A 15,851-nucleotide genomic window follows, 5' to 3' on the forward strand; every position below is an offset into this window, starting at 1 on the left:
GCCGCTCCTACAGGCCTGTAGGAGCGGCCTTGTGTCGCGAAAGGAGGCCAAAGGCCTCCCAAGGTTCTTTCAGAACGGCGCATCCCCCAGGATGGTCGCCCGATGCATCACCCGCCGGTTCGGCCGGTAATCATCCACCGCAAAATGCTGAGTGACGCGGTTGTCCCAGAACGCCACGTCGTTCTCCTGCCAACGCCAGCGGATGCTGAACTCCGGCCGCGTCGCATGGGCGAACAGCAGCTTGAGCAGCGCCTCGCTCTCCAACTCGCTCAGCTCATTGATCCGCGTGGTGAACCCTTCATTGACGAACAACGCCTTGCGGCCGCTCACCGGGTGCGTACGAACAACCGGGTGTGACAGCGGCGGGTTGTTGCGCCGGGTCGCTTCCCAGCGCGCCAGGTCCTCAGGCGTAGTGCCAAAGCGCTCGAGCGGGAACGACTTGGTGAAATCGTGCGTTGCAGTCAGGCCATCAAGCATCTCGCGCAGCGGGGCCGACAGGGCTTGGAAGGCGGCAATGCCGCTGGCCCACAAGGTATCGCCGCCATAGGCCGGCAACTGCTTGGCACTGAGCACCGCACCCAGTGCCGGGGTCGGCAGGAAGGTTACGTCGGTGTGCCACACGGCATTATCGCGTACGTCGGTGACCGCAGTGTCGAGTATCAGCACCTGCGGGGTTTGCGGTACGTTGGGGTAGATCGGGTGGATGTGCAGGTCGCCGAAGCGCGCGGCAAAGCGCGCTTGCTGCTCGGGTGTGATCGGCTGGTCCCGGAAGAACAACACCTGGTGTTGGAGCAGTGCCTGCTCGATGGCGTCGCGCTGCTCGACGTTAATCTCGCGGCCGATGTCCACGCCGCTGATCTGGGCGCCGAGGGCCGGGCTGAGGGGGGTAACGGTCAGGCTCATGTCTTTTCTCACTCCAGGCGCCGGGTAGCCGGCGTGGTCAGTCCGCAATCGGTCAGTGGCTTTGCCCATGCCAGGGCACCAGCTTGCGCTGCAGGGCGCGCAGGCCCATCTCCAGGGCGAAGGCGATCAGGGCGATCAGCAGGATGCCCAGCACCACCACGTCGGTCACCAGAAACTGCGCCGCCGACTGCACCATGAAGCCCAGGCCGCTGGTGGCAGCGATCAGCTCGGCGGCTACAAGGGTCGACCAGCCCACACCCAGGCCGATACGGATGCCGGTGAGTATGTCGGGCAGGGCGCTGGGCACGATCACATGGCGGATCAGTTGCACCTTGGTCGCCCCCAGCGATTGCGCAGCGCGCAATCTGGCCGGGTCGACGGTGCGCACGCCGGTGGCCGTAGCGATGGCGATCGGGGCGAAGATTGCCAGGTAGATCAGCAGTACCTTGGACAACTCGCCGATACCGCACCAGATGACGATCAGTGGCAGGTAGGCCAGTGGCGGTATGGGGCGGTAGAACTCGATCAGTGGGTCGAGGATGCCTCGGGCCACACGGTTGTAGCCGATGGCGATACCGGCCGGGATGGCGGTCAGGGTCGCGGCAACCAGCGCCAGGCCGATGCGGCCCAGGCTCGCGCCCAGGTGTTGCCACAGGCTGGCGTCCATGTAGCCTTGGGTGAGCAAGCTGCAGGCTTTGGCCAGGATGTCGCCGGGCGCTGGCAGGAACAGTGGCTCGATCCAGCCGGCGGCGGTCACCAGCCACCAGACCAGCAGCAGGCTGGCCAGGGTTAGCGTGCTGATCCAGCGGGTGGAAAGCTGGCGGCGCGCTTTATCAACGGGCCGGGCTTGGCTGTCGCGCTTGCTGGCGACCGGCAGATCAAGGCTGCTCATGCGTGCTCCTGCAGGCTTTGGCGTTGAGAGAAAACCCGCGCCAGCACATGCTCGCGAGTTTCAATGAAGCGTGGGTCAGACTTGATGGCCCGGGCCGATTCGCCAGCGGCATAACGTTGGCCGAAGTCCAGCTGCAGGCGCTCGACCACGCGGCCTGGGTCTGGGGCCAACAGCACCAGTTCGGTTGCAAGGAATACGGCTTCTTCAATGTCGTGAGTGATCAGGAACACCGGTTTGGCGGTGCGCTGCCAGACCTGCAGCAACAGTTCCTGCATCTGCTCGCGGGTGAACGCATCGAGGGCGCCGAACGGCTCGTCCATCAGCAGTACCCTTGGGTCGGCCGCCAGCGCGCGGGCCAGGCCCACACGCTGCTTCTGGCCACCGGACAGTTGCCAGATGCGCCGCTCGCCAAAGCCATCCAGATCGACCAGTGCCAGCATTTCCCGTGCCTTGGCCTCTCGCTTGCCGCGGGCTACACCAGCCAGCTCCAAACCGAAGGCGACGTTGCCCAGCACGTTCTGCCACGGCAGCAGAGCATCGTCCTGAAACACCACGCCGCGTTCGGCGCCGGGGCCTTGCACCGGCACGCCGTCAAGGGTGATGCGCCCGCCGCTGGGGGCGACAAAGCCCGCGATCAGGTTGAGCAGCGATGTCTTGCCGCTGCCGGAGGGGCCCAGTGCTACCAGCAGCTGGCCTGGGCCCAGGCTGAGGTTGATGTCGGCCAGCACAGGGGTGCTGGCGCCGGGGTACTGTGCGCTGATGCGCTCCAGTTCTAGCAAGGCCATGACGGGCTCCGGATCAATTGGGCAAGAACTTGGCGCTGACGTAGGCCGAATAGTCCGGCAACACGGCGTCGACCTTGCCTTGCTGCTTGAGGAAGGTGGCGGTGTCGGTCAGCGCTTGAGTGGTCGGTGCACCCAGGGCGTTGGCCTGGTCGGCGGCCAGCGGGTAGACGTTGCCTTGCAACAGAGCAGGAATATCACTGGCCTTGGCACCGGACAGCTTCACCAGCTTGGCCACGTTGTCCTTGTTGGCCAGCCAGGCCTGCGGGTCTTTGCGGTAGTCGGCGTAGGCGTCGAGGGTGACCTTGGCAAAGGCTTTGACCACCTCGGGGTGCTTGTCGGCGAAGTCCTTGCGCACGATCCAGGCATCGAAGGTCGGTGCGCCTTTCTCGGCCAGTTCCCCTGAGGTGATCAGCACCTTGCCGTTTTCCTTGGCCACGCCCAGGGCCGGGTCCCAGACGTAAGTGGCGTCGATGTCGCCGCGCTTCCAGGCAGCGATGATCGCCGGTGGGGCGAGGTTGAGGATCTGCACCTTGGACGGGTCGATGTTCCAGCTCTTCAGTGCGGCCAGCAGGCTGTAGTGGCCGGTGGAAACAAAGGGCACGGCGACTTTCTTGCCGATCAGGTCTTGTGGGGTCTTGATGCTGTCGCGGGCCACCAGCGCTTCGCCGGCGCCGATCTGGGTGGCGATCAGGAAGGTTTCCACCGGCAGCTTGCGGGTGGCGGCAGCGGCCAGCGGGCTTGAGCCCAGGTAGCCGATCTGCACGTCGCCGCTGGCCACTGCAGTGATCACATCAGCGCCGTTATCGAACTTGCGCCAGTCGATGCTGGCCTTGCTGGCTTTTTCGTAGTCGCCATCGACCTGGGCCACCTTGGCCGGGTCGACGGTGGTCTGGTAGGCGACGGTCAGGTCGGCGGCCTGGGCGAACCAGCTGGTTCCGGCGAGGGTCAGGGCGGCGAGCAAGCGCAGTGGCGTGTGCGGGATCATGGTCGAACCTCTTGTCAGGCAATCGGTGTGCTGAATGGCAAGAAGGCTAGATGATCTAAGAAATAGAAAATAAATAACTTTTTGGAATTAGCATAGGAGCCATTCGCTTTAAGCTGAAGGGCTTGATCAGGCTTCTGGGTGAAGACCAAGTGAAATGGTCGGTCTTTTTCCGCTTAACAGGGCGATTGGAAATAAGGATATGAGCAAACGTTTGCAAATAACCTAAAGCTATTACAAGCGTCTGCCGATACAGCTTTTGGCAGTAAAGGTTTCAACCATATGCCTTAAAAATCTTACAAATTCATAAAACGGTCATTTTGGATTTATAGGATTGTCATTATCCTGTAGCGCAGGTGGCGTCTTAGACCAAAGTCGTGAAATGTTCAGTAACGATTGACTTGCTGGTCACTCTTTGGGACTAAATCGCCAGTCCACGGTGAGCAGGGCATCAGATCCCGCCGCCAGAGATACACAAAAATTAGAACGTAGAGGAGCAAAACATGTACAAGTCCAGCCTGGCTCTGGCCGTGGCACTGGGGGTTCTCGCCCAACAAGCAGGCGCTGCCGGTTTCGTTGAAGACAGCAAATTGTCTTTGAGCTCGCGCACCATGTATTTCAATGGCGATAACCGTGATGGCGGTTCAGACAACCGCGAGTCGGGTCAAGGCTTCAAGCTCGACTACCTGTCCGGTTTCACCGAGGGCACCGTTGGTTTTGGCGTAGACGTTCAAGCGCTGTGGGGCATCCACCTGGATGGCGGCAAAGGTCATCACCCTGACAACAGCTCCTTCTTCCCAAGCGACAGCGACGGTTCGGCTGTAGACCAGTGGGCGCGTATCGGCGGAAACGCCAAGGCTCGCTTCTCCAAGACCGAAGTTCACTACGGTAGCGCCCTGGCGCCGAACCTGCCGATCCTGGTCTCCAACGATGGCCGTCTGCTGCCGCAAACCTTCGAGGGTGGCACCATCCAGTCGAAGGAAATCGACAACCTGACCATCAATGCCGGTCAGCTGACCCACGCCATGGGTCGTGCGTCGAGCAACCGTACCGGTCTTTCGGTACAGGGTGCTACTCAGGAGAGCAACAAGTTCCGCTACGCTGGTCTGGATTACAAGCTCACTCCCGACCTGACCTTGCAGTACTACTACTCGAATCTGGAAGACTTCTACAAGCAGCACTTCCTGGGTGCCACTCACGTCTTCAAGATTGCTGACGACCAGTCGTTCAAAACCGACCTGCGCTACTTCGATAGCAGCAAAGACGGCCGTAATGGTGAGGCCGGTTACGAGTTCAAAAACAATAACGGCTACGCCAAAAACCCAGGCGAAGTGGACAACAAGACTTGGTCCGCCATGTTCACCTACACCCTGGGCGGCCACGCTCTGATGTTGGGTCATCAGCAGGTCAGCGATGATGGTGGCTTCGTCTGGCTGAACCAAGGCAGCCTGGTCGATGAAGGCGCTGGCGGTTCCAGCTTCTACCTGTTCACCGACAGCATGATCAACCAGTTCGCCAAGGCCGGTGAGAACACCACCTTCGGTCAGTACTCGTATGACTTTGCTCGCCTGGGCGTGCCTGGCCTGAAAGCATCTGTTTCCTATCTGCGTGGTGAAGATGGCCGTAGCACCAATGGCAACGGCACCTTCAGCGAGTGGGAACGTGATGCGCGCGTCGACTACGTCCTGCAGGAAGGCACGCTTAAAGGTCTGGGCTTCAGCCTGCGCCAAGGCGTCTATCGCGGCACCGGTTCGGGCTCTGCGAACGATCAGGATCAGACCCGCTTCATCGTCAACTACACTTACAACTTCATGTAAGACGTAGTTGGAAAAAAGAGCCTCGCCTAGTGCGAGGCTTTTTTGTGCGCGCATTTGTAAATTCCATTAAGTTATAAATAGAGAATTATTTATTCCTTTTGTCTTTCTGCGGATGCAGGCACATTGAACCTCACAAGGCCAGCCCATAGCCCAGGAGCCACACCCCATGAGCCTCAAACTCGGCGACATCGCCCCCGACTTCGAACAAGATTCCAGCGAAGGTACGATCCGCTTCCACGAGTGGCTCGGTAACAGCTGGGGTGTGCTGTTCTCTCACCCGGCCGACTTCACCCCGGTGTGCACCACCGAGCTGGGCCTGACCGCCAAACTCAAGGACGACTTCGCCAAACGTGGGGTCAAGGCCATCGCCCTGTCCGTAGACCCGGTCGACTCGCACCACAAGTGGATCGAGGACATCAACGAGACCCAGAACACCGTGGTCAACTTCCCGATCATCGCCGACGCCGACCGCAAGGTTTCCGACCTGTACGACCTGATCCACCCGAACGCCAGCGACACCCTGACCGTGCGCTCGCTGTTCGTCATCGACCCGAACAAGAAGGTGCGCCTGACCATTACCTATCCAGCCAGTACCGGGCGCAACTTCAACGAAATACTGCGGGTGATCGACTCGCTGCAGCTCACCGACAACCACAAGGTGGCCACGCCAGGTAACTGGCAGGATGGCGACGAAGTGGTAATCGTGCCTTCGCTGAAGGATGAGGAAGAGATCAAGCAGCGCTTCCCGAAAGGCTACCGCGCTGTAAAACCCTATCTGCGGCTGACCCCGCAACCCAATCGCTGAAGCATTCTCGTTGCATTGCTCTTAGCCATAGCAGGGATATTCGGGCCGTTTCGACGGCCCTTTTTTATGCCTGCACAAACCGCTTCAGGCGTGGGGCTGCTGCGCAGCCCATCGCGACACAAGGCGCGGCTCCTCGTAGGAGCGGCCTTGTGTCGCGAAAGGGCCGCAAAGCGGCCCCAATATCAAAGAATCACCAAAGTACTTTATGGAATAAACAAATGAAAAAATATGATTTCTAGGAATATACCAAGGCTGCTAATGTCAGCCCTCAGGTGCAACACTTCCAGCGCTGGAGCATCTGAACCGGCACAACGGCTTTATCGCGTCATCCACCTTACTCGCCCGTCAACGAGGCAAGCAGGTGCAACCCGAACCTACTCGCACAGGAGAGCGCCATGCGCACAGTCTTCTTGCGTCGTGGTCTGGTCGCCCTGTTTGCGGCGGCTGTGTCCTTCGGCGTCATTACCCAAGCCCAGGCTGAAAGCCTGCGTATCGGCTATCAGAAATACGGCACCCTGGTGCTGCTCAAAGCCAAGGGCACGCTGGAAAAGCGCCTGGCCGATCAGGGCATCCAGGTGCAATGGACCGAATTCCCAGGTGGCCCGCAGCTGCTCGAAGGCTTGAATGTCGGCTCCATCGACTTTGGCGTAACTGGTGAAACGCCGCCGGTATTCGCTCAGGCCGCCGGTGCCGATCTGCTCTATGTGGCCTACGAACCGCCTGCGCCGCACAGTGAAGCGATCCTTGTACCGAAGGGTTCGCCGATCCAGTCGGTGAAGGAACTCAAAGGCAAGAAAGTTGCGCTCAACAAAGGTTCGAACGTTCACTACCTGCTGGTCCGCGCCCTGGAAGAGGCCGGCCTAAAGTACAGCGACATACAGCCCGTCTACCTGCCGCCGGCCGATGCCCGCGCCGCGTTCGAGCGTGGCAGCGTCGATGCCTGGGTGATCTGGGACCCGTACCAGGCCGCCGCCGAACAGCAGCTGCAGGCACGCACCCTGCGTGACGGCAAAGACCTGGTCGACAACCACCAGTTCTACCTGGCTACCCGCAACTACGCGACCCAGCATCCGGCTGTGATCAACGCCCTCATCGAAGAAGTACGCGCCGTGGGCAAATGGTCGCAGGCCAACCCGCAGGAGGTGACCGACCAGGTTGCTGCGCTGCTCGGGCTGCCCGCCGACATCACCCTGACTTCGGTCAAGCGCCAAGGCTACGGTGCCGCGCCGCTGACCCCCGAGGTGGTGGCCGCACAACAGAAAATCGCCGACACCTTCCAGGCGCTGAAGCTGATTCCCAAGCCGCTGAGCATCAAGGACGTGATCTGGACACCCCCGGCCAAGGTCGCCAGCGCGCCTTGATTGATTCGCCTGTGCCGGGGCGCCGCTGTGGCCCTCGCCATCTTTAAGGAGACAACTCCAATGAGCCTTAACATTTTCTGGTTCCTCCCCACCCACGGTGACGGCAAGTACCTGGGCACATCCGAGGGTGCCCGTGCGGTCGATCACGGTTACCTGCAACAGATTGCCCAGGCCGCCGACCGTCTCGGCTTTGGTGGTGTGCTGATCCCTACCGGGCGTTCCTGCGAGGATTCCTGGTTGGTGGCAGCATCGCTGATCCCGGTGACCCAGCATCTGAAATTCCTGGTTGCCCTGCGTCCAGGCATCATTTCGCCGACGGTCGCGGCGCGCCAGGCGGCAACCCTGGACCGCCTGTCCAACGGCCGGGCGCTGTTCAACCTGGTCACCGGTGGCGACCCCGACGAGCTGGCCGGTGATGGCCTGCACCTGAACCACCAGGAGCGCTACGAAGCCTCGGTCGAGTTCACGCGTATCTGGCGCAAGGTGCTGGAGGGCGAGAACGTCGACTACCAAGGCAAGCACATCCAGGTGAAGGGCGCCAAGCTGCTCTATCCGCCCATTCAGCAACCACGCCCGCCTCTGTATTTCGGTGGCTCGTCCGAAGCCGCCCAGGATCTTGCTGCCGAGCAGGTCGAGCTGTACCTGACCTGGGGCGAGCCACCAGCCGCTGTTGCCGAGAAAATCGCTCAGGTGCGGGAGAAGGCTGCCGCGCAAGGTCGCGAAGTACGCTTTGGTATCCGTCTGCATGTGATCGTGCGGGAAACCAACGACGAAGCCTGGGCCGCGGCAGACCGCCTGATTTCGCACCTGGACGACGACACCATCGCCCGGGCCCAGGCCTCGCTGGCGCGTTTCGACTCGGTGGGCCAGCAGCGCATGGCCGCATTGCATGGCGGCAACCGTGACAACCTCGAAGTCAGCCCCAACCTGTGGGCGGGTGTCGGTCTGGTACGCGGTGGCGCCGGTACCGCGCTGGTCGGTGATGGCCCGACTGTCGCGGCACGGGTCAAGGAGTACGCAGACCTGGGGATAGATACCTTCATCTTCTCAGGTTACCCACACCTGGAAGAGTCCTACCGCGTTGCCGAGCTGCTGTTCCCGCACTTGGACGTGCAGCGCCCGGAGCAACCGCAGACCGGTGGCTACGTGAGCCCGTTCGGCGAGATGGTGGCCAACGACATCCTGCCCAAGTCCGTGTCGCAGAGCTGAGGGCGCAGCCATGAGTCGTGCAACGTCCTCCACTCTGACCCAGCGCCTGGCGCCGTGGGCGCTGCCGGTACTGCTGTTGGCTGTCTGGCAGCTGGCGGTCAGTGCTGGCTGGTTGTCGACGCGCATCCTGCCTGCACCCAGCGCCGTAGTCAGCGCCGGTGTCGCGCTGGTACGCAGTGGTGAAATCTGGACCCACCTGGCCATCAGCGGCTGGCGTGCCGGCCTGGGCTTTCTGATCGGTGGCAGCATTGGGCTGGTACTGGGCTTCATCACCGGCCTGTCGAACTGGGGCGAACGCCTGCTCGACAGCTCGGTGCAGATGATCCGCAACGTGCCGCATCTGGCGCTGATCCCGCTGGTGATCCTGTGGTTCGGTATCGACGAGTCGGCAAAGATCTTCCTGGTCGCGCTGGGCACGCTGTTCCCGATCTACCTGAACACCTACCACGGTATCCGCAACGTCGACCCGGCGCTGGTGGAAATGGCCCGCAGCTATGGCCTGTCCGGCTTCGGCCTGTTCCGCCAGGTGATCCTGCCGGGCGCGTTGCCCTCGATCCTGGTCGGTGTGCGCTTTGCCCTGGGCTTCATGTGGCTGACCCTTATCGTTGCCGAAACCATTTCGGCCAACGCCGGTATCGGTTACCTGGCAATGAATGCCCGTGAATTCCTGCAGACCGACGTGGTGGTCCTGGCCATCGTCCTGTATGCCGTGCTCGGCAAGCTCGCCGACCTCGCCGCCCGCGGCCTGGAACGTGTCTGGTTGCGCTGGCACCCGGCCTACCAAGTCGCCAGGAAGGAGGGCGCATGACCATTCTCAAGGAACAACCGCCGCGCTTGTTGCGGGGTATCCCGCTGGCCGCCAATGGCCTGCGCAAGACCTTTGGCCAGCGTGAAGTGTTGCGTGGTATCGACCTGCACATTCCGGCCGGCCAGTTCGTTGCCATCGTCGGGCGCAGCGGCTGTGGCAAGAGCACCTTGCTGCGCCTGCTGGCCGGGCTCGACCAGCCCGGCGCCGGTGAGCTTCTGGCCGGTGCAGCACCGCTGGCCGAGGCCCGCGAAGAAACCCGCCTGATGTTCCAGGACGCTCGCCTGCTGCCTTGGAAAAAGGTGATCGACAACGTCTGCCTGGGCCTGTCCGGCCACTGGCGCCCCCGTGCGCTGGAAGCACTGGAGGCGGTTGGCCTGGCTGACCGCGCCAATGAATGGCCGGCAGCGCTCTCGGGTGGCCAGAAGCAGCGCGTGGCGTTGGCCCGGGCGCTGATTCATCAGCCACGCCTGCTGCTGCTGGACGAGCCGCTGGGTGCGCTGGATGCCCTGACCCGTATCGAGATGCAGCAACTGATCGAACGCCTGTGGCGTCAGCACGGCTTCACCGTGCTGCTGGTCACCCATGACGTCAACGAAGCCGTTGCCGTGGCCGACCGGGTGATCCTTATCGAGGACGGCGCAGTCGGCCTGGACCTCAACGTCGATCTGGCTCGGCCAAGGGTGCGTGGTTCGCACCGTCTGGCCGCGCTGGAAAGCGAAGTGCTCAACCGTGTTCTGTCGGCCCCGGGCACTGCGCCCGAGCCGGACCCTGTAGCCCCTTTGCCCACGCAACTGCGTTGGGCGCACTGAATGACTCACTTACCAGACTGAAGCCATAGAGAAGGAAGCACATCATGACTATCAAAGCCATCAACGTCCGCAACCAGTTCAAAGGCACCGTGAAAGAAATCCTCGAAGGCCCGGTATTGTCGGAAATCGATGTGCAGACCGCCTCCGGCATCGTCACCTCGGTGATCACCACCCGCTCTGTGAAGGAGCTGGAACTGCAGGTGGGCAGTGAAGTGATCGCTTTTGTGAAATCGACTGAAGTGTCCATCGCCAAGCTGTGATGTGGGCATTTGGGGCCGCCCTGCGGCCCCAGCAAGATCAGCGTTTGGCAAGAAACGGCGGCAGGTACAAGCCCAGGTACGCCTCGAACACCCGCTTGCCTTCCTCGGCCATGCGCGGGGTGATCGCCTCGTGCAACTGTACCGAGCGCGCATACACCCGGTCGCTCAACTCCATGGCCAGTGCAAACACATCCACGTCCGCTGGCATTACCGGCAACCGGAAATGCTGGTCGAACAGTTTGTGCATCAACTCACCCAGCTCCATGTCGTGCTGCCGGTCCGCCTGCACCACTTCGCTCAGGCCATGCTGGGCCAGGATCAACTGACGCGCTGCAGCATCCTCGTTGTAGATGTCGAGCATGCGCTGTTCGATCAACCGTGAAAGCTCATGCCAGGTGCCAAGCGCGCTGCTGTCTATCGGTGCGCTCAACGCCTCGCGAAAAGCCCGGTGCACATCGGCCGTCAGCGCTTCGAGCAGTGCCGGCACGCTGGCAAAGAAGTGATACACCGACGAGGGTGGAATCTGCGCCCGTTCGGCCACGCTGTAGATCGACAATGCTGCCACCCCTTGCTCGGCCAACAGCTCGCGCGCCGCCGCCAGGATCGCCTCGATCCTGGCCTGGCTGCTGGCGCGCGGCTTGCGCGGGGTGGTGCTGCGGGTCATCAGTTGCTGATCGCCAGGATGCTGGCCTGGTAGGCGCCGACGAACTGGTCGAAGTCGCCGACTTCCTGCTGCTCGAGGCGTGACTGCTCGGCCAGCGAATTGCGGGCGAGGGTCTCGTAGGCTTGCTGGCGCTCTGTGGGCAGCGGTTGCTCACGGAACGTTTGCGCGTGCAGGCGGCTCTGGCGCAGCGAGAACTGGATGAAGCTTTCCTCATGCTCGCTCATGCGCGCGAGCACCTGGGCCGATGGCGTCAGCGAAGCGTCGTCGACTTTGGCCTGCTGTGCGGCCAGGGCTTTGGCATGTTCGTCGCCGCCTTGAGCGTGATCGAGCAGCTCAGCCAGTTGGCCGATGCGCCCAAGCAAGTCGCTGGCCCAGGCTTTCAGCTCGATCGGTTGGCCGTCGCGGCGCAGCTCAAGGCCTGGGCGACGGCCTTCCTTGACCACACTCAGGAAGTTGTCGGTGCATTGGCCGCATTCGCCATTGTCCAGCAGCGGGCTGTCTTCCAGGGCACAGAACAACAGAAACGCATCGAGGAAGCGCGCCTCGGTCAGGTCGATGCCTACCGGCAGGAACGGGTTGATGTCCAGGCAGCGCACCTCGACGTACTGCACGCCGCGTGAGGTCAGGGCCTGGATCGGCCGCTCGCCGGTGTAGGTGACACGCTTGGGGCGGATGTTCGAGTAGTACTCGTTCTCGATCTGCAGGATGTTGGTGTTCAACTGCACCCATTCGCCGTCCACATGCGTACCGATTTCCACATAGGGCGGGTAGGGCGTGCCCACCGCCTTGCGCAGGCTGTCGGTATAGCTGGCTAGGTTGTTGTAGCAGGGGGTGAGGCCGGCCTGGGCGTTGCTCTGGTAGCCCAGGTCGCTCATGCGCAAGCTGGTAGCGTAGGGCAGGTACAGGGTTTCGGCGTCCAGCTCTTCGAGCTGGTGCGGGCGGCCACGCAGGAAGCCTTTGTCCAGGGCTGGCGAGGCACCGAACAGGTACATCAGCAGCCAGCTGTAACGGCGGAAATTGCGGATCAGCGCAATGTACGCCGCCGACTGGTAGTCGCGGTCGCTCTGGTCGTTGCCCTCGGCGGCGCGCAGCAGCGGCCACAGCGCTTCAGGCAACGAGAAGTTGTAGTGGATGCCGGCGATGCACTGCATGGTGCGGCCGTAGCGCAGGGCCAGGCCCTTGCGGTAGACGTGCTTGAGCTTGCCGATGTTCGAGGTCCCGTACTCGGCGATCGGGATGTCCTCCTCGGCCGGCAGCGTGCACGGCATCGACGGGCTCCACAGCAATTCGTCGCCAAGCTTGCTGTAGACGAAGCGGTGGGTTTGCTCGAGGCTTTCCAGCACTTGGGCCGGGTCGGGCAGGGCCGGGGTGATGAACTCCAGCAGCGACTCGGAATAATCGGTGGTGATCTGCTCGTTGGTCAGCGCCGAACCCAGGCTTTCCGGATGCGGGGTCTGAGCCAGGCGACCTTCGTCGGTGACGCGCAGGCATTCGCGCTCAATACCGTGCAGGCACTGCTTGAGCAGGGGGAGATTGGCGCCGAGCAGGCTCAGGCGGCGGTTGAGGAGGTCGCTCAAGATGGTTTCCTTCACGCATCAGTCGCCCCAATATGGGGGTAGAGTTGACGGTCTACAAGGGTAGGAGGAAAGGAACTGGCGTTGTCGCCTGGTTTACGCGGTTACGGCAGTGCCAGCGCACTGCCGCAAAATACCGCAGATACCGTTTGGTGAGCTAGAGAACCGCGAAGGTTCCCTGCGCTTTGGCGACCAGTTTGTCGCCTTGGACTACGTCGGCGTCGACCACCAGGGTACGGCGCCCGGCGTGCAGCACCCGCGCCGTGCACAGGACCTCGCCGTCACCGACCGCACGCATGTAGTTGATCTTGCATTCGATGGTCACGCTTTGCTGGTCGAAACCATGGCTGGCCGAGCAGGCCAGGCCCATGGCGATGTCCACCAGGCTGAAGATGGCCCCGCCGTGCAGCTTCTGGCCGCGGTTGCGCAGGTGCGGTTCAAGCGCCAGTGCCACCTCTGCAACGCCCGTGTCCAGGCGTTGCAGGCGGCAGCCCAGTAGCTGGCTGTAGGCGCTTTCAACGAGCTCTTTGGGGATCTCCATCACTTCTTTTTCAACTGCTTGGCGTTGGCAAAGAGCGCAGCCATGGCGTTGTTCGCCGGCGCGGCGCTAGCGGTTTCGCGCTGGCGTGGTGCCTGCTGCGGGCGGTTGCCGCCATTGCCACGGTTGCCACCACGGTTGCCTTCGACTTTTTCGCCCGGGGTATCGCTCATGCGCATGGACAGGCCGACACGCTTGCGCGGGATGTCCACTTCCATGACCTTGACCTTGACCACGTCGCCGGCCTTGACCGCTTCGCGCGGGTCCTTGACGAACTTCTCGGACAGCGCCGAGATGTGTACCAGGCCGTCCTGGTGCACGCCGATGTCGACGAACGCGCCGAAGTTGGTGACGTTGGTGACCACGCCTTCGAGAATCATGCCGGGCTCCAGGTCCTTGAGGTCTTCGACGCCGTCCTGGAAGGTGGCGGTCTTGAACTCGGGGCGCGGGTCACGGCCGGGCTTGTCCAGTTCCTGGAGGATGTCGGTGACGGTGGGCAGGCCGAAGGTTTCGTCGGTGAACTGCTTGGGGTCCAGGCGCTTGAGGAAGCCGCTGTCGCCGATGAGCGAGCGGATGTCACGGCCGGTGTCGGCGGCGATGCGTTTCACCAGCGGGTAGGCCTCGGGGTGCACGGCGGAGGCATCCAGCGGGTTGTCGCCGTTCATTACGCGCAGGAAGCCTGCGGCCTGTTCGAAGGTTTTCTCACCCAGACGGCTGACCTTCTTGAGTGCGGCACGGGTGGCGAACGGGCCATTGGCGTCGCGGTGCGCGACGATGTTCTGCGCCAGGGTGGCGTTGAGGCCGGAGATGCGGGTCAGCAGCGCGACCGAAGCGGTGTTGACGTCCACGCCCACGGCGTTCACACAGTCCTCGACCACAGCGTCCAGGCCGCGGGCCAGCTTCACCTGGGACACATCGTGCTGGTACTGGCCGACACCGATGGATTTGGGGTCGATCTTCACCAGTTCGGCCAGCGGGTCCTGCAGGCGGCGGGCAATCGACACGGCGCCACGGATCGACACGTCCAGGTCAGGGAATTCACGGGCAGCCAGCTCCGACGCCGAGTACACCGACGCACCGGCTTCGGAGACCATGATCTTGGTGATCTTCAGCGCCGGGTATTTTTTAACCAGCTCGGCGATCAGCTTGTCGCTCTCGCGGCTGGCGGTGCCGTTGCCAATGGCGATCAGCTCCACCGAGTGTTTGGCGCACAGTGCGGCCAGTACCGAGATCGTGCGGTCCCAGTCGTTGCGCGGTGCGTGCGGGTAGACCGTGGCGGTGTCCAGCAGCTTGCCGGTGGCATCGACCACCGCGACCTTGCAGCCGGTACGCAGGCCCGGGTCGAAGCCCAGGGTCGCGCGCGGGCCGGCCGGGGCGGCCAGCAGCAGGTCGTGCAGGTTGTGGGCGAAGACGTTGATCGCCTCGCTTTCGGCGTTATCGCGCAACTCACCGAACAGGTCGGTTTCCAGGTGGGTGTACAGCTTGACCTTCCAGGTCCAGCGCACCACCTCGCCCAGCCACTTGTCAGCCGGGCGGTTGCGGTTTTCCACGCCGAAGTGGCTGCCGATCATCATTTCGCACGGGTGCAGGGTGCCCGGCAGCTCTTCGCCAACCTTCAGCGACGCGCTCAGCACACCTTCGTTGCGGCCGCGGAAAATGGCCAGTGCGCGGTGCGACGGGCAAGTGCGCAGCAGTTCGTCATGGGCGAAATAATCGCGGAACTTGGCGCCTTCCTCTTCCTTGCCAGCCACCACGCGGGCGCTGAGCACCGCTTCCTGCTTGAGGAAGTTGCGCAGCTTGTCGAGCAGGGCAGCGTCTTCGGCGAAACGCTCCATGAGGATGTACTTGGCGCCCTCGAGGGCGGCCTTGACGTCGGCGACACCTTTGTCGGCATCGACGAAGCGCGCGGCTTCGCTTTCCGGCGCCAGTTGCGGGTCGTTGAACAGGCCGTCGGCCAGCTCGCCCAGGCCGGCTTCCAGGGCGATCTGGCCCTTGGTGCGGCGCTTTTGCTTGTACGGCAGGTAAAGGTCTTCGAGGCGGGTCTTGGTGTCGGCCAGCTTGATCTCGCGGGCCAGCTCAGGGGTCAGCTTGCCCTGTTCCTCGATGCTGGACAGGATGCTCGCACGGCGCTCGTCCAGCTCGCGCAGGTAGCGCAGGCGCTCTTCCAGGTGGCGCAACTGGGTGTCGTCCAGGCTACCGGTCACTTCCTTGCGGTAACGGGCGATGAAGGGCACGGTAGAGCCTTCGTCCAACAGGCCCACGGCCGCCTCGACCTGCTGAGGGCGTACGCCCAGTTCCTCGGCGATACGGCTGTTGATGCTGTCCATGTAAACCACCTGACAATTGTGAATACGGGGGCTGCGAGGCGCTTGTTCCGCCCGGCGGCACTGGAGAAAGCCGCGCATTATACCCATCGCAGACGGCTTGCGGTGATGGCGCCAGGC

General features: G+C 62.7%; 15 protein-coding genes. 7 read left to right on the top strand and 8 right to left on the bottom strand.

Going from position 1 to position 15,851, the window contains the following annotated elements; translation table 11 throughout:
- Positions 1-69 precede the first annotated feature (69 nt).
- The 4 genes from tauD to tauA are packed head-to-tail and all read right to left on the bottom strand — an operon-like array spanning position 70 to position 3,565.
- A complete protein-coding gene (gene tauD, locus NGJ21_RS21150; protein WP_251962611.1) occupies positions 70-903 on the bottom strand; it encodes a taurine dioxygenase in 834 nt (277 codons plus the stop codon).
- A 52-nt stretch (positions 904-955) separates the two neighbouring features.
- Entirely contained in the window at positions 956-1,795 is an 840-nt protein-coding gene (gene tauC / locus NGJ21_RS21155; protein ID WP_115273132.1) for a taurine ABC transporter permease TauC, read from the bottom strand.
- A complete protein-coding gene (gene tauB, locus NGJ21_RS21160) occupies positions 1,792-2,580 on the bottom strand; it encodes a taurine ABC transporter ATP-binding subunit (RefSeq protein WP_251962612.1) in 789 nt (262 codons plus the stop codon). The genes tauC and tauB overlap by 4 nt, the downstream gene beginning before the upstream one ends.
- A gap of 13 nt (positions 2,581-2,593) precedes the next feature.
- The gene (tauA, locus tag NGJ21_RS21165) at positions 2,594-3,565 is read right to left on the bottom strand and encodes a taurine ABC transporter substrate-binding protein (protein WP_119687945.1); all 972 of its coding nucleotides are present in this window, start codon (positions 3,563-3,565) and stop codon (positions 2,594-2,596) included.
- Between the two features lie 500 nt (positions 3,566-4,065).
- On the opposite strand from tauA, the gene NGJ21_RS21170 reads away from it, so the two are divergent.
- The 7 genes from NGJ21_RS21170 (at position 4,066) to NGJ21_RS21200 (ending at position 10,631) form a co-directional block, all read left to right on the top strand.
- Positions 4,066-5,379: an OprD family porin gene (locus NGJ21_RS21170; RefSeq protein WP_196997184.1), complete on the top strand. Its 1,314-nt coding sequence runs from the start codon at positions 4,066-4,068 to the stop codon at positions 5,377-5,379.
- 166 nt (positions 5,380-5,545) lie between these two features.
- Entirely contained in the window at positions 5,546-6,184 is a 639-nt protein-coding gene (locus tag NGJ21_RS21175) for a peroxiredoxin (protein ID WP_161871809.1), read from the top strand.
- 395 nt (positions 6,185-6,579) lie between these two features.
- Entirely contained in the window at positions 6,580-7,545 is a 966-nt protein-coding gene (locus tag NGJ21_RS21180; RefSeq protein ID WP_251962613.1) for a sulfonate ABC transporter substrate-binding protein, read from the top strand.
- A gap of 60 nt (positions 7,546-7,605) precedes the next feature.
- A complete protein-coding gene (gene ssuD / locus NGJ21_RS21185) occupies positions 7,606-8,754 on the top strand; it encodes an FMNH2-dependent alkanesulfonate monooxygenase (protein WP_012316730.1) in 1,149 nt (382 codons plus the stop codon).
- Positions 8,755-8,764: 10 nt separating this feature from the next.
- The gene (ssuC, locus tag NGJ21_RS21190) at positions 8,765-9,562 is read left to right on the top strand and encodes an aliphatic sulfonate ABC transporter permease SsuC (RefSeq protein ID WP_237860291.1); all 798 of its coding nucleotides are present in this window, start codon (positions 8,765-8,767) and stop codon (positions 9,560-9,562) included.
- A complete protein-coding gene (ssuB, locus tag NGJ21_RS21195; RefSeq protein ID WP_237860293.1) occupies positions 9,559-10,371 on the top strand; it encodes an aliphatic sulfonates ABC transporter ATP-binding protein in 813 nt (270 codons plus the stop codon). Before ssuC ends, ssuB begins: the two co-directional genes overlap by 4 nt.
- A 44-nt stretch (positions 10,372-10,415) precedes the next feature.
- On the top strand, positions 10,416-10,631 hold the full coding sequence (locus NGJ21_RS21200) for a TOBE domain-containing protein (protein ID WP_008095172.1): 216 nt from the start codon (positions 10,416-10,418) through the stop codon (positions 10,629-10,631).
- 37 nt (positions 10,632-10,668) lie between these two features.
- Here the strand turns inward: NGJ21_RS21200 and NGJ21_RS21205 are convergent, their stop codons facing one another.
- The 4 genes from NGJ21_RS21205 to NGJ21_RS21220 form a co-directional block, all read right to left on the bottom strand.
- Entirely contained in the window at positions 10,669-11,295 is a 627-nt protein-coding gene (locus tag NGJ21_RS21205; protein WP_046788222.1) for a TetR/AcrR family transcriptional regulator, read from the bottom strand.
- Positions 11,295-12,872, bottom strand: coding sequence for a glutamate--cysteine ligase (gshA, locus tag NGJ21_RS21210; RefSeq protein ID WP_237860295.1), 1,578 nt, complete (start codon positions 12,870-12,872; stop codon positions 11,295-11,297). Before gshA ends, NGJ21_RS21205 begins: the two co-directional genes overlap by 1 nt.
- Positions 12,873-13,026: 154 nt before the next feature.
- Positions 13,027-13,410 (bottom strand): PaaI family thioesterase, encoded by a 384-nt coding sequence (locus NGJ21_RS21215; RefSeq protein WP_012316725.1) that lies wholly within the window; start codon positions 13,408-13,410, stop codon positions 13,027-13,029.
- The gene (locus tag NGJ21_RS21220; protein ID WP_119687938.1) at positions 13,410-15,734 is read right to left on the bottom strand and encodes a Tex family protein; all 2,325 of its coding nucleotides are present in this window, start codon (positions 15,732-15,734) and stop codon (positions 13,410-13,412) included. The genes NGJ21_RS21215 and NGJ21_RS21220 overlap by 1 nt, the downstream gene beginning before the upstream one ends.
- Positions 15,735-15,851: the final 117 nt, after the last annotated feature.

Source organism: Pseudomonas sp. Marseille-Q5299 (genome assembly GCF_943737035.1).
Taxonomy (GTDB): Bacteria; Pseudomonadota; Gammaproteobacteria; order Pseudomonadales; family Pseudomonadaceae; genus Aquipseudomonas; species Aquipseudomonas putida_E.